At 70.8% G+C, this 16,837-nt stretch carries 14 protein-coding genes and 1 riboswitch; of the genes, 3 read left to right on the top strand and 11 right to left on the bottom strand.

Annotation, left to right across the window (positions count from 1 at the left end):
- Positions 1-14 precede the first annotated feature (14 nt).
- On the top strand, positions 15-2,231 hold the full coding sequence (locus F6J84_RS11845) for an NADP-dependent isocitrate dehydrogenase (RefSeq protein WP_150973998.1): 2,217 nt from the start codon (positions 15-17) through the stop codon (positions 2,229-2,231).
- Between the two features lie 71 nt (positions 2,232-2,302).
- Here F6J84_RS11845 and F6J84_RS11840 read toward each other — a convergent pair whose 3' ends face one another.
- The 4 genes from F6J84_RS11840 to F6J84_RS11825 all read right to left on the bottom strand — a co-directional run bounded on the left by F6J84_RS11840 (position 2,303) and on the right by F6J84_RS11825 (position 7,333).
- Positions 2,303-3,754, bottom strand: coding sequence for a L,D-transpeptidase (locus tag F6J84_RS11840; protein ID WP_150973996.1), 1,452 nt, complete (start codon positions 3,752-3,754; stop codon positions 2,303-2,305).
- 191 nt (positions 3,755-3,945) lie between these two features.
- Positions 3,946-5,316: an FAD-binding oxidoreductase gene (locus F6J84_RS11835; protein ID WP_150973994.1), complete on the bottom strand. Its 1,371-nt coding sequence runs from the start codon at positions 5,314-5,316 to the stop codon at positions 3,946-3,948.
- On the bottom strand, positions 5,313-5,735 hold the full coding sequence (locus tag F6J84_RS11830) for a YrdB family protein (RefSeq protein WP_150891987.1): 423 nt from the start codon (positions 5,733-5,735) through the stop codon (positions 5,313-5,315). The genes F6J84_RS11835 and F6J84_RS11830 overlap by 4 nt, the downstream gene beginning before the upstream one ends.
- Entirely contained in the window at positions 5,732-7,333 is a 1,602-nt protein-coding gene (locus F6J84_RS11825; RefSeq protein ID WP_150973992.1) for a beta-N-acetylhexosaminidase, read from the bottom strand. Before F6J84_RS11825 ends, F6J84_RS11830 begins: the two co-directional genes overlap by 4 nt.
- A gap of 103 nt (positions 7,334-7,436) precedes the next feature.
- A riboswitch (ZMP/ZTP riboswitch) is annotated at positions 7,437-7,520 on the top strand.
- Between the two features lie 37 nt (positions 7,521-7,557).
- Here F6J84_RS11825 and glyA point away from each other — a divergent pair.
- Positions 7,558-8,832, top strand: a complete 1,275-nt coding sequence (gene glyA / locus F6J84_RS11820) for a serine hydroxymethyltransferase (RefSeq protein ID WP_150973990.1) — start codon at positions 7,558-7,560, stop codon at positions 8,830-8,832.
- A gap of 169 nt (positions 8,833-9,001) precedes the next feature.
- On the top strand, positions 9,002-9,883 hold the full coding sequence (locus F6J84_RS11815; protein WP_150973988.1) for a bifunctional methylenetetrahydrofolate dehydrogenase/methenyltetrahydrofolate cyclohydrolase: 882 nt from the start codon (positions 9,002-9,004) through the stop codon (positions 9,881-9,883).
- Between the two features lie 150 nt (positions 9,884-10,033).
- On the opposite strand, the gene F6J84_RS11810 is transcribed toward F6J84_RS11815, so the two are convergent.
- The 7 genes from F6J84_RS11810 to F6J84_RS11780 form a co-directional block, all read right to left on the bottom strand.
- A complete protein-coding gene (locus F6J84_RS11810) occupies positions 10,034-10,645 on the bottom strand; it encodes a hypothetical protein (RefSeq protein ID WP_150973986.1) in 612 nt (203 codons plus the stop codon).
- Between the two features lie 207 nt (positions 10,646-10,852).
- The gene (locus F6J84_RS11805) at positions 10,853-11,665 is read right to left on the bottom strand and encodes a transglutaminase-like domain-containing protein (RefSeq protein WP_150973985.1); all 813 of its coding nucleotides are present in this window, start codon (positions 11,663-11,665) and stop codon (positions 10,853-10,855) included.
- 179 nt (positions 11,666-11,844) lie between these two features.
- A complete protein-coding gene (locus F6J84_RS11800; protein ID WP_150973983.1) occupies positions 11,845-12,648 on the bottom strand; it encodes an HpcH/HpaI aldolase family protein in 804 nt (267 codons plus the stop codon).
- Entirely contained in the window at positions 12,633-13,415 is a 783-nt protein-coding gene (hpaH, locus tag F6J84_RS11795) for a 2-oxo-hept-4-ene-1,7-dioate hydratase (protein ID WP_150973981.1), read from the bottom strand. Before hpaH ends, F6J84_RS11800 begins: the two co-directional genes overlap by 16 nt.
- On the bottom strand, positions 13,415-14,572 hold the full coding sequence (hpaD, locus tag F6J84_RS11790) for a 3,4-dihydroxyphenylacetate 2,3-dioxygenase (protein ID WP_150973979.1): 1,158 nt from the start codon (positions 14,570-14,572) through the stop codon (positions 13,415-13,417). The genes hpaH and hpaD overlap by 1 nt, the downstream gene beginning before the upstream one ends.
- A 23-nt stretch (positions 14,573-14,595) precedes the next feature.
- On the bottom strand, positions 14,596-16,158 hold the full coding sequence (hpaE, locus tag F6J84_RS11785; protein ID WP_150973977.1) for a 5-carboxymethyl-2-hydroxymuconate semialdehyde dehydrogenase: 1,563 nt from the start codon (positions 16,156-16,158) through the stop codon (positions 14,596-14,598).
- Entirely contained in the window at positions 16,155-16,832 is a 678-nt protein-coding gene (locus tag F6J84_RS11780) for a GntR family transcriptional regulator (protein WP_150974802.1), read from the bottom strand. Before F6J84_RS11780 ends, hpaE begins: the two co-directional genes overlap by 4 nt.
- Between the last annotated feature and the right edge of the window lie 5 nt (positions 16,833-16,837).

The raw sequence follows: 16,837 nt of genomic DNA, 5'->3' as shown, positions 1-16,837 counted from the left end.
CGGAGAGACGACACGTGCCTGATTCCACCATCATCTACACGCACACCGATGAGGCTCCGGCTCTCGCGACGGCGTCGTTCCTCCCCCTGGTGCGGGCCATCGCCGGCCAGGCCGGAGTCGACATCGAGACGCGGGACATCTCGCTCGCAGGCCGCATCCTCGCAGCCTTCCCGCAGCGGCTGACGCCCGAGCAGCTCGTCGGCGACGCGCTGGCCGAGCTGGGCGCGCTCGCGACCCTGCCCGAGGCGAACATCATCAAGCTCCCGAACATCTCGGCCTCCCTCCCGCAGCTGAAGGCCGCCATCGCGGAACTCCAGTCGCAGGGTTTCGACGTGCCGGACTACCCGGACGAGCCGTCGTCCCTCGACGAGACGAACATCCGCGCGCGCTACGACCGCATCAAGGGCTCCGCGGTCAACCCGGTTCTGCGCGAGGGCAACAGTGACCGCCGTGCGCCGCTCTCGGTGAAGAACTACGCGCGCAAGCACCCGCACGTGAACAAGCCCTTCCCCTCCGGCTCCAAGACCCGCGTGGCGACGATGGGGCACGACGACTTCCGCACGAACGAGATCTCCTGGGTCAGCCCCGAGGACGACGTCCTCACGATCCGTTTCGTGGGCGCCGACGGTGAGACGACGACCCTGAAGTCCGGCATCAAGACCCTGCCCGGCGAGATCATCGACGCCACGTTCCTCTCCGCGAAGGCGCTGGACGCCTTCCTGGCGGACACCATCGCCACGGCCAAGGCCGACGACGTGCTCTACTCGGTGCACCTCAAGGCGACCATGATGAAGGTCAGCGACCCGATCATCTTCGGGCACGTCGTGAAGGCGTACTTCGCCGACGTGTTCGACACCTACGGCGACGCGCTCGCGGCAGCCGGCGTCACCCCCAACAACGGACTGGGTGCGATCCTGTCCGCGCTCGGCAAGGTCGAGGGCGGCGAGGACATCGCCAAGGCCATCTCCGCGGACCTCGCCAACGGGGCGCGCCTGTCCTACGTGAACTCCGACAAGGGGATCACGAACCTGCACGTCCCCTCCGACGTGATCGTGGACGCATCGATGCCCGCGCTGATCCGCAACGGCGGAAAGCTCTGGGGCGTCGACGGCGGCGAGGACGACACGCTCGCCGTGATCCCGGACTCGTCCTACGCGGGCGTCTACCAGGCGGTCATCGAGGACGTCATCGCGAACGGCCCGCTGGACCCCGCCACGATCGGCACGGTCCCCAACGTCGGTCTCATGGCGCAGGCGGCCGAGGAGTACGGCAGCCACGACAAGACGTTCGAGATCAGCGGGACGGGGGTCGTCCAGGTCGTGAACTCGGCCGGCGACGTCGTGCTCGAGCACGCGGTCGAAGCGGGCGACATCTGGCGCGCCACGCAGACCAAGGACATCGCCGTGCGCGACTGGGTGAAGCTCGCCGTCACGCGCGCCCGTGCGACCGGTTCCCCCGCGGTCTTCTGGCTCGACGAGACGCGTGCGCACGACGCGCAGCTCATCGAGAAGGTGAAGACCTACCTCGCCGACCACGACACCGAGGGCCTGCAGATCGAGATCCTCGCGCCCGCCGAGGCGACGCTTTTCTCGCTCGAGCGCATCCGCCAGGGTCTGGACACGATCTCGGTCACCGGCAACGTCCTCCGTGACTACCTGACCGACCTGTTCCCGATCCTCGAGGTCGGCACGAGCGCCAAGATGCTCTCCATCGTGCCGCTGCTGGCCGGCGGCGGGCTGTTCGAGACCGGGGCCGGCGGCTCTGCGCCCAAGCACGTGCAGCAGCTGCTCAGCGAGGACTACCTGCGGTGGGACTCGCTCGGTGAGTTCTTCGCGCTGGCCGCGTCCTTCGAGCACTACGCGGAGTTCACCGGCAACGCGAAGGCCAAGGTCCTCGCGGACACGCTGGATGCGGCCACCGGGACCTTCCTGGAGAACGACAAGTCCCCGGGGCGCAAGCTCGGCTCCATCGACAACCGCGGAAGCCACTTCTACCTCGCGCTGTACTGGGTGCAGGAGCTGGCGGCGCAGACCGCGGACGCCGGACTCGCCGCGATCTTCGCGCCGATCGCCGCCGAGCTCCAGGCGAACGAGCAGGCCATCGTGGACGAGCTCGCCGCCGTTCAGGGGTCGCCCGTCGAGATCGGCGGGTACTACCACCCGGACGAGGCCCTCGTCTCGGCGGTCATGCGTCCGTCCGCGACCCTGAACGGGATCATCGACGCGCTCTGACCCGACCCGGGTACGACGAAAGGGGCGGATGCATCAGCATCCGCCCCTTTCGCGTACCTGCTGCGAGCGGGTCAGTAGTGCACGGACACCGGGGTGCCGTTCGGGGCCCAGTCGAAGACGAACTTGGCCTCGGAGATGCGCATGTTCACGCAGCCGTGGCTCATCGGGCTGCCGAAGTTGTTGTGCCAGTACGCGCCATGGAAGGCGATGTCGGGCGCGAAGTAGGTGACCCACGGGACGTCCTCCGTGCAGTACGAGGACGTGGGTCCGCAGCCCATGTTCTGCATCCGCACGTGCGCGAAGACCGTGAAGTTGCCGGTCGGTGTGGGTGTGCCGGACAAGCCCGAGGAGATCGCCCAGCTGTAGACGACCTGCCCGTTCTCGTACAGCGTCGCGCGCTGCGAGGACAGGTTGACGTCGATGTTGCGTGCGAGGGTCGTCGTCTCGAAGGCGGTCTCGGTGACCGGGACCTGATAGGCGGCGTTCCCCGTGGCCAACTGGGCGGCGAAGGCGTCCGCCACGCCGGAGGTGTCGCCGACGGCTCGTCCGGCGACGCCCGGGGTGAGCTCCTGCAGGACGTTCCCCGCAGTGTCGGTGACGACGGTGGCGTTCACCGGGGAGCGGTCGACCAGACCGGGCAGCGCGTCGACCGAGGGTTGGATGGCGGCGGCGTCGGCGGACAGCGCAATGCTGCCGTCGAGATCCGTCACGGTGAGCCAGGATGCGGCGACCGCGCGGTCGATCGGGACCGTGCGCTCTTCGCCGACGTAGAAGCCGACCGTGTCGAGCATGCCGTTGAGCTGTCCGACGGCCGCGTCGGCCTCCGCGGTGGTGAGCGCCGCCTCGATCGGTACGAAGGTGCCGTCGATCGTCGTGCGGCCGGTCCCGCTCGTGAACGCGTCCTCCAGGGCGGCGGTGACGGTGGCGGGGTCGAGACCCTGGCCCTCGACCGCCGGGGTCGTGGTGTACGAGGCGGAGGCCGCGTCGAAGGCGACCGAGGCGTCGACCGGCGCGGAGTACGCGCTGCCGGCCGCATCCCGGAGCGCCTGCTCGGTGAGGACCGGATCGACGGTGATCTCGGCCTCCATCGGGGCGGAGTTCCACTGCGTGATGTTCCACATCGGGTGCGCGGCGAACGCGCTCTCGGCCAGAGCGCGCGCGTCGACGGAAGCACCGAGGTCGGCGCCGGTGATCTGCGCCGTGCCGGCGGGCGTCTCCACCTCGATGGTCGTGGACGCGAGCCGGCTCTGCAGGGCGTCCGCAGCGCCGCCGACGGTGAGCCCGCCGACGGGCACTCCGGCCACGGCCGTGCCGGGAGCGATCAGGATGAGGGACGCGGCGACGGCTGCGATCGCGACGGCCGCGGAGGGGATGCCGATCCAGAGTCCCAGGCGTCGCTTCTTGGGAGCCGGTTCCTCCGGCGCCCAGGCATACGCCGTCGTCTCGGCGTCGCCTGATCCGGCGGACGACACCGCGTTGGTCGTCTCGGCCTGCGACGTCGGCCCGGTAACCAGATCGGTCACGCGCTCACCCCCTGCGAATGATAAGTCCTTTCATGGTAAGGGAGAGCCGTCCGAACGGGGTCGGGTTCATATCACGGATCCACAACCGTTCGACGGTGTACCGGAGGTGCGGCGGGAACCTCGCTCGGAACAGGGCGGCTCGGAACAGGGTGGAAAGGGCGTTGCGTGCTCCCGCTCGGGCCGATTCCTGGTCAGGGGGTGAAGACCTTGCCGGGATTCAGGATGCCGGCGGGGTCGAACACCTGCTTGATCCGGCGTTGCAGCTCCCACTGGTCGTCGCCGAGCTCCTCGCCGAGCCAGCGCCGCTTCAACACGCCGATCCCGTGCTCCCCGGTGAGGGTGCCGCCGAGGCGGAGCGCGGCGTGGAACAGCTCCGCGGCCGCGGCCCAGATCGCGTCCGGGACGTCGGGGCCGTCGAAGACGAAGTTCGGGTGGAGATTGCCATCGCCGGCATGGGCCACGGTGGGGATGACGATCCCGTAGGCGCGCTCGATGCGGGCGATCTCCTCGAACATCGCGGGGAGCGCCGAGCGCGGCACCGACACGTCCTCGATCAGCGTCGTCCCCAGTCGTTCCATGGCCGGGTGCATGGCGCGCCGCACGTCCAGGAGACGTTCGCCCTCGGCGGGGTCGCCCGAGACGACGACGGCGGCTCCCCGCTCCCGCAGAATGCGCGAGATCGCTTCGGCCTCGGGGACCGCGGCCGGGCCGTCGGTCTGGATCGTGAGCTGGGCCGCGCCGGCGAGCGGGGAGTCCAGGCCCAGGAGGTCGTGCACGGCCGAGAGGCTGGCGGCGTCCATCAGCTCCATGACGGCGGGCTGGATGCCGGAGGCGGTGACCGCTGCCGAGCCTGCGGCAGCAGCACGGACGTCCGCGAACACGGCGGTCAGCGTGCACACGTCACCCGCGACCAGCCGGCGGAGCTTGAGCGTCGCCTGCACGACCACGCCGAGGGTGCCTTCCGAGCCGATCATGAGCGAGGTGAGGTCGTACCCGGTCACGCCCTTGACGCTGCGGTGGCCGAGGCTCAGGAGACGGCCGTCGGCGAGCACCACCTGGAGCCCGAGGACGGCATCCCGGACGACCCCGTACTTGGCGCAGAGCAAGCCCCCGGCGCCCGTGGCGATGTTGCCGCCGACCGTGGAGATCGACCGGCTGGCGGGGTCGGGCGCCCACCAGAGCCCCTCGCGGGCGAGGGCGTCGTTGAGGTCGGCGTTGAGGATCCCCGGCTCCACCACGGCGAGGAGGTCGTCCGGTCGGATCTCGAGGATGCGGTCCATCGCGCGCACGCACAGGGCGATCTCGCCCGGGCCGGTGTTGGCGGCGCCGGCCAGTCCGGTCCCGGCGCCCCGGGTGACGACGGGCGTGCCGGTGGCGGTGGCGATCCGGAGGGTCTCCTGCACGTCGGCGGCCGACCGGGCGTTCACCACGGCCAGGGCGGGCCCTGCGGAGGAGTGCCCGGACTTGTCGGCACGGGCGGCGTGACGTGCCGCATCCGACGTGTCGACGCGCTCCCCGAGTGCTTCGGTGAGCCGGGCGACGACCACGTCGGGGGCGGTCATGCGAAGCGGCGGCGTCCCGACACGGCACCCACCGCGATAGCCACCACCGCGTAGCCGACACCCACCCAGGTGAGGTCCATGGCCCACAGTGCGGCGGTGGCGGCGGCGTAGACGAGCAGCTCCACGACCGCCCGGACGAACGGATGCACCGAGAAGACCGCGCGCGGCGAGACGAACAGCGCCCAGATCAGGATGGCGGCGAGCGGCGTCGCGATCCCGACGACGATGTTCCACGGGAACGGCCACATGGCGAAGCCCCACACGGCGAGGACGCCGAAGGCGACGATCTGGCAGAGGAACCCGAGGAGGTCCAGCGCTCGCAGCGGCGGCCGTGTACCGGCGGGCAGGGCGTCGTCCACGTCCCGCTCGCCGCGGGGCTGCGGGTCGGACGGTGCGGGCACGGAGTTCGGGTCGGTCACGCGTCCAGTCTACGAGCGTCGCGGTCCACGGCCGGCCCGGTCCCGGGGCTGTGCCAGGGGACGCCGGGGGTGCGGGTGAAGCGCAGTCCGGTCGCCGCCCACCCCTCGGCGAGCACCGCGAGGCGGCTTCGGAAGGACTCCCAGGTGCGCTCCGGTCCGCTCGCCGGCGACCAGGCGATCTCCGCCACCGCGGCCAGGCGCGGGAACAGCATCGCCTCGATGTCGGCCTCCGTCGCGATCGTCTCCGTCCACAGGGCCGCCTCGACCCCCAGGATGTCCGACTCGGTGATCCCCGGGATCACGTCCGTCGGCTCCCATCGGTATGACGCCTCCGTGCTGGTGGGGCCGTTCGCCCAGTCCAGACCGAGGGGGTCACCCGGTTCGACCTTCATGTCGAGGTAGGCGGTATCCGCGGGGGAGAGGACCAATCCGCCTCCGCGGGCGGGGAAGCCGCGCGCTGCCTCCGCCGAGCCGGGGGCCGGGCGGACGAACCCCCAGTACTGGCCGACGGTCCCCGGTGCGAGGGTGGCGACGGTTCCGGCATCGTGCCAGGCGATCGGGGTCTTGCCGAGCTCCGCGACCATCCCCGTGACCCGCGCCATGAACACGGCGTAGTCCTCCGGCGGGGTGCCGAGCGCCTCGTCCCCGCCGATGTGCAGATAAGGGCCCGGCGTCATCCCGGCCAGCTCCGACAACACATCGGCGAGGACGTCGTACGTCGCCTCCTCGTGGATGCGGAGCGAGGAGAACCCCACCGCGAAACCCGGATACGGCCGTCCGGGCGTCGGGATCCCTCCGCCGAACTCGGTCACGGCCGCGCGGACCTCGTTGGTGATGACCGGTTCGGCGGCGATCTCCGGATACGCCAGCCCCATGGCATGCGTATGCCCGGGCATGTCGATCTCGGGGACCACCGTCATCCGGCGCGCGGCTGCGTGCGCGATGATCCGGTCCCAGTCCCGGCGCGTGTAGAAACCGCCGCGGTCCCCCTGCGCCGCACCGGCGGAGGCCCGCTCGGCGAGTTCGGGGCGGGAGGCGAGCGCCAGCCGCCAGCCCTGGTCGTCGCTCAGATGCAGGTGCAGATGGTTGAGTCCGAGTGCGCAGGCCCGGTCGATGACGCGCAGGACGACCTCCACCGGGAAGAAGTGCCGGGCGACGTCGAGCATGAGCCCGCGGTAGCGGAAGCGCGGCGCGTCCTCGATCCGTACCGCCGGGAGATGCCATCCGGATGCCGCCGGATCCTCCGGCCGGCCGGGGGAGAGCAGCTGGACGAGCGTGCGGGTGGCGTACTGGAGACCGGCGGCGTCCGCGGCCTCGATCGTCGCGCCCTCGGGCCCGGCCTCCAGCAGGTACGACTCCGGGGCGCGTCCCGCGGTGTCGTCGAGGCGGAGGGTGATCGTCGTTCCGGCACCGCCCTCTGCTGCGGGTGGGGCGACGGACAGCGGGATCCCGGTGCGGTCGGCCAGCTCCCCGACGAGGCGCTGCGCTGCCGCGGAGGCCGTCTCGCCGATCCCGGACACGGACGATCCCGGGTCGAGGGGGAGGGTGCCTCGGCGCATCTGCACGGAACGCGGATACGGGATCAGTCCGAGGGGCATGTCCCGACGCTAACAAGACCGCGTCGCGCGCTCCAGGACCGTCGTCCGGTTCGCGGGTTCGCGCGCACCCGCTCGGGTGGCAGCGGTCCGCATCCGGTATGCTCGTTCGCGTCGCGACTGGCGTTGAGGTGGGCTACCACCGGGGAGCGACCGACACGGTATCCGGCCGTACGCCTGGGCCGGTGCGGAATCCCATTCGTCCGATGCCGCCGTCAAGGAGAGCCATGACCGACCCCGTCTTCAACGCCCCTCTCGCCGAAGTCGATCCCGAGATCGCCCAGGTCCTCGAGCGCGAGCTCGAGCGTCAGCGCGGCTACCTCGAGATGATCGCCTCGGAGAACTTCGTGCCCGTCTCCGTCCTGCAGTCGCAGGGCTCGGTGCTGACCAACAAGTACGCCGAGGGCTACCCCGGTCGTCGCTACTACGGCGGCTGCGAAGAGGTCGATGTGGCCGAGGAGCTCGCCATCGAACGCGCGAAGTCGCTGTTCGGCGCCGGCTTCGCGAACGTTCAGCCGCACTCGGGCGCCTCCGCGAACGCCGCGGTGCTCCACGCCATCGCCCGCCCCGGCGACACCCTGCTCGGCCTCTCGCTCGACCACGGCGGTCACCTCACGCACGGGATGAAGCTGAACTTCTCCGGCCGGTTGTACGACATCGTCGCCTACGGCGTGGATGCGGAGACGTCGCTCGTCGACATGGACGAGGTCCGTCGTCTGGCCCTCGAGCACAAGCCGAAGGTCATCATCGCCGGGTGGTCGGCCTACCCGCGCCAGCTGGACTTCGCCGCGTTCCGCGCGATCGCCGACGAGGTGGGCGCCCTGCTCTGGGTCGACATGGCGCACTTCGCCGGTCTCGTGGCGGCGGGTCTGCACCCGAACCCGGTCCCGCACGCGCACGTCGTGTCCTCGACCGTGCACAAGACCATCGGCGGTCCGCGCTCCGGCTTCATCCTCACCAACGACGCCGACATCGCGAAGAAGATCAACTCCGCCGTCTTCCCGGGGCAGCAGGGCGGCCCGCTCATGCACGTGATCGCGGCGAAGGCGACCGCTTTCAAACTGGCGGCGACGCCCGCGTTCCGGGAGCGCCAGGAGCGGACCGTCCGCGGCGCGGCGATCCTCGCCGAGCGGCTGAGCCAGCCCGACGTCGCCGAGGCGGGCATCACGCTGCGCTCGGGCGGCACCGAGGTGCACCTCGTCCTCGTGGACCTGCGCGACGCCGCGATCGACGGCAAGCAGGCGGAGGACCTCCTGCACGAGATCCACATCACCGTCAACCGAAACTCGGTGCCCAACGACCCGCGGCCGCCGATGGTGACCTCGGGGCTGCGGATCGGCACCCCCGCGCTCGCGACCCGTGGTTTCGGTGACGCGGAGTTCACCGAGGTGGCCGACATCATCGCCCGGGCGCTCCTCCCGGACGCGGATGTCGAGGCGCTGCGGGCGCGCGTCGCGGCCCTGACCGCGGCGTTCCCGCTGTACCCCGGCCTCCAGCAGTAGTCCGCTGACCGGAAACGCGGTTGCCAACCGTAGATACCTACGGGCATAGTGATTTGGGTCGTGTGGTCGGTGCGGTGCGGGTGCGAACCCGTGCCCGCACCGGCCCGGACATCCGGTCGGCATCCGATGCCCCGGTCAAGACGCACGACGACGTGAAGAGAGGGACGGCATGACTGCTCAGAAACTCGACGGCACCGCCACGGCGGCCGCGATCAAGGACGAGCTGCGCGCACGCGTCGCGGCGCTCGTGGAGAAGGGGACGACCCCCGGCATCGCGACCGTGCTCGTCGGGGCGGACCCGGCATCCCAGCTCTACGTCGGGATGAAGCACAAGCAGTCCGAGGCGATCGGGATGAACTCCATCCAGCGTGAGCTCCCCGCGGACGCCACGCAGGAGCAGGTCGAAGCGCTCATCGACGAGCTGAACGCGGACCCCACCTGCCACGGCTACATCGTGCAGCTGCCGCTCCCGAAGCACCTCGATACGGACGCGATCCTGGAGCGGATCGATCCGGCCAAGGATGCCGACGGGCTGCACCCGGTGAACCTCGGGCGGCTCGTGCTGAACGTGAACGCCCCGATCACGACGCCGCTGCCGTGCACGCCGCGCGGCGTCATCGAACTGCTGCAGCGCAACGGCTACGACCTCGCCGGCAAGCACGTCGTGGTCGTGGGCCGCGGGGTCACGATCGGCCGGTCGATCGGCCTGCTCCTGACCCGCCGCGATATCAACGCGACCGTGACCCTCACGCACACGGGAACAGTGGATCTGCCCCGTTACATCCGTGAGGCGGACGTCGTCGTGGCCGCGGCCGGGGTCAAGCACCTCGTCCGGGCCGAGGACGTCAAGCCCGGCGCCGCGGTACTGGATGTCGGCGTGACCCGCGAGGCGGACCCGGAGACGGGCAAGTCCCGGGTGTTCGGCGACGTCGACCCCGCGGTGGCCGAGGTCGCCGGGTGGCTCTCGCCGAACCCGGGCGGCGTGGGTCCGATGACGGTGGCCCTGCTCATGATGAACGTGGTCGAGGCGGCCGAGCGCGCCGCATCCTGAGCCGCCTTCTCTTTCCCGCGAGACTGCATAGGCAGCACGAGACAGCGGCTGGTTACGTCCGTCTCGTGGTGTGCGTGCAGTCTCGCGGTGTTCCGGGGCGGGGGAACCGGGGCATCGCGGGCGGTGCGGGGTGGCGTGCCGACGGTCCGATCAGCCGAGGTCGTCGAGCATCCGGCGCTGCTCCTCGGTGAGTCCGTCGTAGCGGTCCTTGCGCGGGGTCTCCTCGGCCCGGGATGCGGCCGGGCGGGGCGCTGCGGCGGCGGGCCGTCCGGCGGGCTCGGGGATCGGCGGCGCCGCCGTCCCGCGGGTGGTCGCGCCATCCGTGCTGCCGCGGCGACCGCCGAGCGCGCGATCGTAGAGCGCGCCGGCGCGCGCCTCGATGCGGTCGTCGATGAGGTCGTAGGCGGCGAACGCGAGGAGCAGGGCGAGCGGCGGGATGATCCATCCCCACAGGAATCCGCGGACGTCCACGCCGGAGAGCAGGACGACGGCGATCCACACCACGACCTCCACCACGAAGACGACGAGCCCCTGGACGAGCTTCTCACCGAGCCGGGTGCGGCGTTCCGCCGAGCGGGCTGCGATGCTCCGGAACATCCTCTGCACGAGGGGTTTCAGCCAGATCGTCGCGGCGGTGAGGACGAGCGCGGCCCAGAACGCCGCCCAGCCGACCCGGACGCTCGTCAGCAGTACGCCGATCAGCACCAGGACGACGAGGTTGAACACGTAGAGGGAGACGAAGCGGACGATCCAGGTCTTCATCCCTCCACCCTGGCACGATCGGGCCGGTTGCGGAGGTCCGGTGACGACCGTGCCGGTGCCCCACCGCGCGGTCGACATGCCCGGCCCGGGCTGCGCCGTTCCCGCGAGACTGCACGCCGGGCACGAGACGGACCGTGCCACGCGCTGTCTCGTGCGCAGGATGCAGTCTCGTGCGCAGGATGCAGTTTCGCGCGGAGCGGATGGCGGTCAGGGGAGGGATACGAGGCGGGTGACGTCGTCGGCGGGGAGTGACTCGGCGACGGCGGTCACCATGAGCCCGTCGAACTCGGCGCGGCCGGAGAGCACGGTGAGGAACGCCGTGTCCGCCGCATCCCGTCCGGTCGCGATCCGCACGAGCGTCTGCCGGGGTGCCAACGCGGTCGCATCGACGACCCGCCATGCGCCGTCGACCCACGCTTCCGCCACCGCGTGGAAGTCCATCGGACTCAGCCCGGGCGCGTAGACGGACACCAGCCGGGCCGGGATGCCGCGTGCCCGCAGCAGCGCGACGCACAGGTGCGCGAAGTCACGGCACACCCCGCGCCGGGCGAGCAGCGTCCGCTCCGCCCCGTCGGTCGGCAGGGACGCCCCGGCGAGGTACGCGAGGCGCGTGCCCACCCAGGACGACACGGCCGCGAGGAGGTCCGCGGGCCGCTCGATCCCGCCGAACTCAGCGGCGGCGGTCGCGGCGAGGACGTCGGACTCCGCATACCGGCTCGGACGGATGTAGCGGATGCGGTCAGCCGCATCCGTCCCCGCGACAGGCGTCCCCGCGTCCGGCGCCGCGTCGGGGTCCGCCGTCGCGGAGTAGGTCAGGACGAGTCCGCCGACGGGGGCGAGCACGCGGTGCAGCCGGGTGCCGTGCAGGTCGGGGATCTCCGCGACGTCCAGCTCGGCGTCGTCGACCGTGACCCGCAGGCTCTCCCGTGCCGGGATGCCGGCGCTCACCGCGACGGCGAAGACGAGGTCCGCCGGTTCGGTCACGGACAGGGCGATGGTCGCCGAGACATCCCTCTTCATACCCTCAGCGTGTCACGCCCGGATCCCCGCCCCGCGTCCGTTGACACCCATGCCGCCGTATGCCGCCCCCCGCCCCGCCACCCCCGCCGCCCCCCGCGAGACTGCACGCACGCCACGAGACGGATGTAACCAGCCGCAGTCTCGTGCCGCCTATGCAGTCTCGCGGGAAAAAGGGGCGCTCAGGACGAGGGGTGGGGGGTGGGGTCGGCGGCGGGGAGGAACGTGCGGGCGAGGGACTCCGCGCCGCGCGCGACCAGGCTCACATCGGCTCCGACGAGCAGGAACTCCGCGCCGGCGGCGGCGTAGCCCTTCGCCGCGGACTCGGCGAACGCGTTCACGCCGACGGGTCTCCCGGCGGCCCGTACGCCGGCGAAGGCGCGCTCGACCGCGGAGACGACATCCGGATGCGTCTGCTGCCCGATGAGGCCCATGGATGCGGCGAGGTCACTGGGGCCGATCAACACCCCGTCGACCCCGGGCGTCCCCGCGATCGCCTCGGCGTTCTCGACGCCCTCCGCCGTCTCGATCTGCACGATCACCGACGTGTATTCGGCCGCGTTCGCGAGATAGTCGGCCACGCGGTTCCAGCGGCCGGATCGGGCGAGGGCATTGCCGACTCCCCGGTGCCCCCTCGGCGGGTACGACGCGTGCGCGACGGCCTCGGCCGCCTGCTCGGCGGTGGACACCATCGGCACCATGATCGTCTGGGCGCCGACGTCCAGCACCCGCTTGATCCACACGGCGTCGTTCGCGGGTACGCGCACGACCGTCGTGACCGGGTACGCGGCGGTCACCTGAAGCAGCACCTGCACGCTCTCCAGCGAGTTCGGCCCGTGCTCCATGTCGATCATCAGCCAGTCGAGACCGGATCCCGCCATGATCTCGGCCAGCACCGGTGACCCGGAGCAGATCCACCCGCCGAAGAGGGGGCGGTCGGATGCGGCGATGCGGTGACGCAGGGTCGCGCTCAGGTGAAGCGGCATGTGATGGTCCCCATCGGTCCGTAGTCGCACAGGATGCTGTCACCGCGGGAGACCGCGATCGGCCGGGTGAACGACCCGGCCAGGATGATCTCGCCGGCCTCCAGGCGCGCGCCGTGCTGGTGGAACTTGTCCGCCAGCCAGGCCACGCCGGTGGCGGGGTGGTTGAGGACGCCGGCGGCGACACCGGTCTCCTCGATCGACTCGTTGCGGTACAGCAGCGCGGACACCCAGCGCAGGTCGATCCGGTCCGGGCGCATCGGGTTGCCGCCGAGCACCATCCCCCCGTACGCGGCGTTGTCGGCGATCGTGTCGACGATCGTCCGGCCCTCGAGCGCGACGTGCGAATTCAGCACCTCGAGCGCGGGGGTCACGTACTCCGTCGCCCGCAGCACGTCGAACAGCGAGCAGTCCGGACCCTCCAGCGGCTCCTTGAGGACGAAGGCGAGCTCGACCTCGACCCGCACGTTCGAGAAGTCGTCGAACGGGATGACGGACCCGTTCTGCCAGACGGTGTCGTCGAACATGACGCCGTAGTCCGGCTCGCTGATCCCGGTCGCCTGCTGCATGGCTTTGGACGTGAGGCCGATCTTCCGGCCGACCAGGCGACGGCCCGCGGCGATCCGGGAGTCCCGCCACACCGCCTGGATCGCGTACGCGTCATCGACGGTCGCGTCCGGGTGGCGCGCGGTGATGCGCGGGATCACGCCCCGGGTGCGGTCGGCCTCGGCGAGTTCCGCCGCGATCGACGCGATCGTCCCGGCATCCATCAGAGCTGGTTCCCGAGCTTGTACTCGCCCTGCGCGACCACGGGTGCCGCAGGCTCGGGGCGGGTGTAGGAGAAGCCGTCCGCACCGATCGTGACCGCCATCTCGCTGGCGTCGGTGCGAGTGGTCACCGGCTGCGGTTCGCCGTCCAGGTCGAGCACCAGGGAGGCCTCGGTGTACCAGGAGGGCACGACGGGGTTTCCCCACCAGTCGCGACGCTGGTTGTCGTGGACGTCCCAGGTGATGACCGGGTTGTCCGGGTCGCCGGTGTAGTAGTCCTGCGTGTAGATCTCCACGCGGTGTCCGTCGGGGTCGCGCAGATACAGGTAGAACGCATTGGACACGCCGTGGCGGCCCGGGCCACGCTCGATGCGGTCCGACATGCGCAGCGCGCCGAGCTTGTCGCAGATCGCGAGGATGTTGTGCTTCTCGTGGGTGGCGAACGCGATGTGGTGCATCCGCGGTCCGTCCCCACCGGTCATCGCGGTGTCGTGCACGGTGGGCTTGCGCCGCATCCAGGCCGCGTACACGGTGCCCTCGTCGTCCTGGATGTCCTCGGTCACCCGGAAGCCCAGGTCCTGCATGAACTTCACCGCCCGCGGCACGTCGGGGGTGACCTGGTTGAAGTGGTCCAGCCGCACCAGCTCGCCCGGGGTGTGCAGGTCGTAGCGCCAGGAGAGCCGTTCGACGTGCCGGGTGTCGTGGAAGAACTCGTAGGGGAAGCCGAGCGGGTCCTCCACACGCACGGAGTCGCCGATGCCGCGGGTGAAGCCGTCCGGGCGACGCACGACGCGGCAGCCGAGTTCGGTGTAGAACGCGACCGCCCGGTCGAGGTCCTCCGGGGTGCGCACCCGGTAGGAGAACGCCGCGACGGCGGGCACCGGTCCCCGGCGCAGCACGAGGTTGTGGTGGATGAACTCCTCGGTGGTACGCAGGTACACCGCATCCGCATCCTCCTCCGTGACGTACAACCCGAGGACGTCCACGTAGAACGAGCGGGATGCGGCGAGATCGGAGACGACGAGTTCCATGTAGGCGCAGCGGAGGATGTCGGGCGCCGGTGCCATCGGCGTCGGGATCGGGTCGTCGGAGTGGATCGGCGCCTCCTGCGAGACGGAGAAGCCCGACGAGGTGGGGGTGCGGGCGTCGAGACGGGTCATGTCAGCGTCCTTGCTCTCTGGGCTCAGCTCTCGGCATCCGCGGATGCGGCGGCGACCTCGTCCGGGGACGGGTGCTTGCCGAAGGTGGGGTTGTGCACGTCGCCGAGCGTGATGTGCACGGCCTGCTGGTCGGTGTAGAAGTCGATCGAGCGGTATCCGCCCTCGTGGCCGAGACCCGAGGCCTTCACCCCGCCGAACGGTGTGCGCAGGTCACGGACGTTGTTCGAGTTCAGCCACACCATGCCGGCCTCGATCGCCTGAGCGACGTTGTGCGCCCGTTTCAGGTCGTTCGTCCACACGTAGGCGGCGAGACCGTACTTCGTGTCGTTCGCGAGGGCGAGCGCCTCCTCCTCGGTGTCGAACGGGGTGATCGACACGACCGGGCCGAAGATCTCCTCCTGGAAGATCCGCGCGTCCGGAGGGACATCCGCGAAGACCGTGGGGGCGACGAAGTTGCCGAACGCGTAGCCCTCCGGCCGTCCGCCGCCGGCGACCAGCCGCCCTTCGGACTTGCCGATCTCGACGTAGCGCATGACCTTCGCGAAGTGTTCCGGGTGCACGAGCGCGCCGACCTCGGTCTCCGGGTCGTGCGGGTAGCCGACTCTGACGCGTTCCGCCTGGGCGGCGTACCGCTCGACGAACTCGTCGTACACCTCCCGCTGGACGAGGATGCGGGATCCGGCGGTGCAGCGCTCGCCGTTGAGCGAGAACACGCCGAAGATCGTGGCGTCGATCGCGGCGTCCAGATCGGCGTCGGCGAACACGATCGCGGGGCTCTTGCCGCCGAGCTCCATCGACAGGCCTTTGAGGAACGGGGCGGCGTTGGCGAAGATGAGCTGGCCCGTGCGGCTCTCGCCGGTGAAGGAGATGAGCGGCACGCCGGGGTGCCGCACGAGTGCGTCGCCGGCCTCCTCGCCCAGCCCGTGGACGAGGTTGAACACGCCCCGCGGCAGCCCCGCCTCCTCGAAGATCTCCGGCCAGAGGGATGCGGACAGCGGCGTGAACTCGGCGGGTTTGAGCACCACGGTGTTGCCCGTCGCGAGCGCGGGGCCGAGCTTCCACGACTCGAGCATGAACGGCGTGTTCCACGGCGTGATGAGTCCGGCCACGCCGATCGGCTTGCGGTTGACGTAATTGATCTGCCGACCCGGCACCTTGAACGTGTCGTCGGCCTGGGCCACGATCAGATCGGCGAAGAAGCGGAAGTTCTCGGCTGCGCGGCGGGCCTGGCCGAGGGCCTGCGTGATCGGCAGGCCCGAGTCGAACGACTCCAGCTCGGCGAGCCGGGCGTCGCGGGACTCGACGATGTCCGCGATGCGGTGCAGGATGCGGGAGCGTTCGCGGGGCAGCATCCGGGGCCAGGGCCCCTCGTCGAAGGCCCGCGTGGCGGCAGCGACGGCCGACGCGATGTCGGCCTCCCGGCCGGCGGCGGCCCGGACGTACACCTCGTTCGACACGGGCTCCAGCACGTCGAATGTGGCGCCGTCGATCGAGTCGACGAGGGCCCCGTCGATGTAGTGCCGGATGCGTTCCGGAAGCCCCTCGGGGACGTGCCGCCCAGGGGCCGGTGCGGAGCTGTCGGTCATGGTGTCTCCGAGGGGTTCGGTGCGGTCCCGTCGTCACGACGAGCGGCGAGGAAGGCGTCCATCGTGCGCCAGCGGTGGTTGCGTGCCGCCAGCTCGATCTCGAGCGGATCGGCACCGGAGCGGATGAGCCGGATGATCTCGACGTGCTCGGCGACGGAGTGCCGTGCGCGACCGGGCACGAAGGCGAAGGAGCTGTCCCGCAGGTGCGCGAGCCGCCCCCATCCGCGGTGCACGAGATCCAGCAGGTGCGGATTCGGGCACGGTTCGTAGAGGACGGAGTGGAACCGCTGATTGAGGCGGGTGAACTCGTGCGGGTCGAAGTCGTCGAGGAGCGCCTGCATCCGGTCGTTGACGGCCAGGGCACGATCCAGGTCCTCCGCCGTGAGCAGGGGCGCCGAGAGTGCGGTGGCGGATCCCTCCACGAGGCCGAGGGTCTGCATCGCGAAGACGTACTCGCTCTCATCGAGGAACACCACGCGTGCGCCGACGTTGCGCTCGAAGCTCACCAGCCCTTCCGCCTCGAGGCGCCGGATGGCCTCACGCACCGGGACGACGCTCATCTCGAGCTCGTCGGCGATGGTGCCGAGCACCAGACGGTGTCCGGCGGCGTACTCGCGCCCGGTGATCCGGCCGCGCACCCACTGATAGGCGCGTTCGGACTTGCTGAGCACGATGCCGG

Source organism: Microbacterium caowuchunii (genome assembly GCF_008727755.1).
In the GTDB taxonomy this organism is placed as follows: domain Bacteria; phylum Actinomycetota; class Actinomycetes; order Actinomycetales; family Microbacteriaceae; genus Microbacterium; species Microbacterium caowuchunii.
This window is presented reverse-complemented; position numbering and strand designations above follow the sequence as displayed.

What these genes read in the sequence shown, in the direction of transcription:
- F6J84_RS11835 (WP_150973994.1), bottom strand. Translation starts at nt 5,316, where the DNA reads ATGACCGCCCCCGACGTGGTCGTCGCCCGGCTCACCGAAGCACTCGGG.
- hpaE (WP_150973977.1), bottom strand. Translation starts at nt 16,158, where the DNA reads ATGACCGACAGCTCCGCACCGGCCCCTGGGCGGCACGTCCCCGAGGGG.
- hpaH (WP_150973981.1), bottom strand. Translation starts at nt 13,415, where the DNA reads ATGGATGCCGGGACGATCGCGTCGATCGCGGCGGAACTCGCCGAGGCC.
- F6J84_RS11815 (WP_150973988.1), top strand. Translation starts at nt 9,002, where the DNA reads ATGACTGCTCAGAAACTCGACGGCACCGCCACGGCGGCCGCGATCAAG.
- F6J84_RS11810 (WP_150973986.1), bottom strand. Translation starts at nt 10,645, where the DNA reads ATGAAGACCTGGATCGTCCGCTTCGTCTCCCTCTACGTGTTCAACCTC.
- F6J84_RS11825 (WP_150973992.1), bottom strand. Translation starts at nt 7,333, where the DNA reads ATGCCCCTCGGACTGATCCCGTATCCGCGTTCCGTGCAGATGCGCCGA.
- F6J84_RS11805 (WP_150973985.1), bottom strand. Translation starts at nt 11,665, where the DNA reads ATGAAGAGGGATGTCTCGGCGACCATCGCCCTGTCCGTGACCGAACCG.
- F6J84_RS11800 (WP_150973983.1), bottom strand. Translation starts at nt 12,648, where the DNA reads ATGCCGCTTCACCTGAGCGCGACCCTGCGTCACCGCATCGCCGCATCC.
- glyA (WP_150973990.1), top strand. Translation starts at nt 7,558, where the DNA reads ATGACCGACCCCGTCTTCAACGCCCCTCTCGCCGAAGTCGATCCCGAG.
- hpaD (WP_150973979.1), bottom strand. Translation starts at nt 14,572, where the DNA reads ATGACCCGTCTCGACGCCCGCACCCCCACCTCGTCGGGCTTCTCCGTC.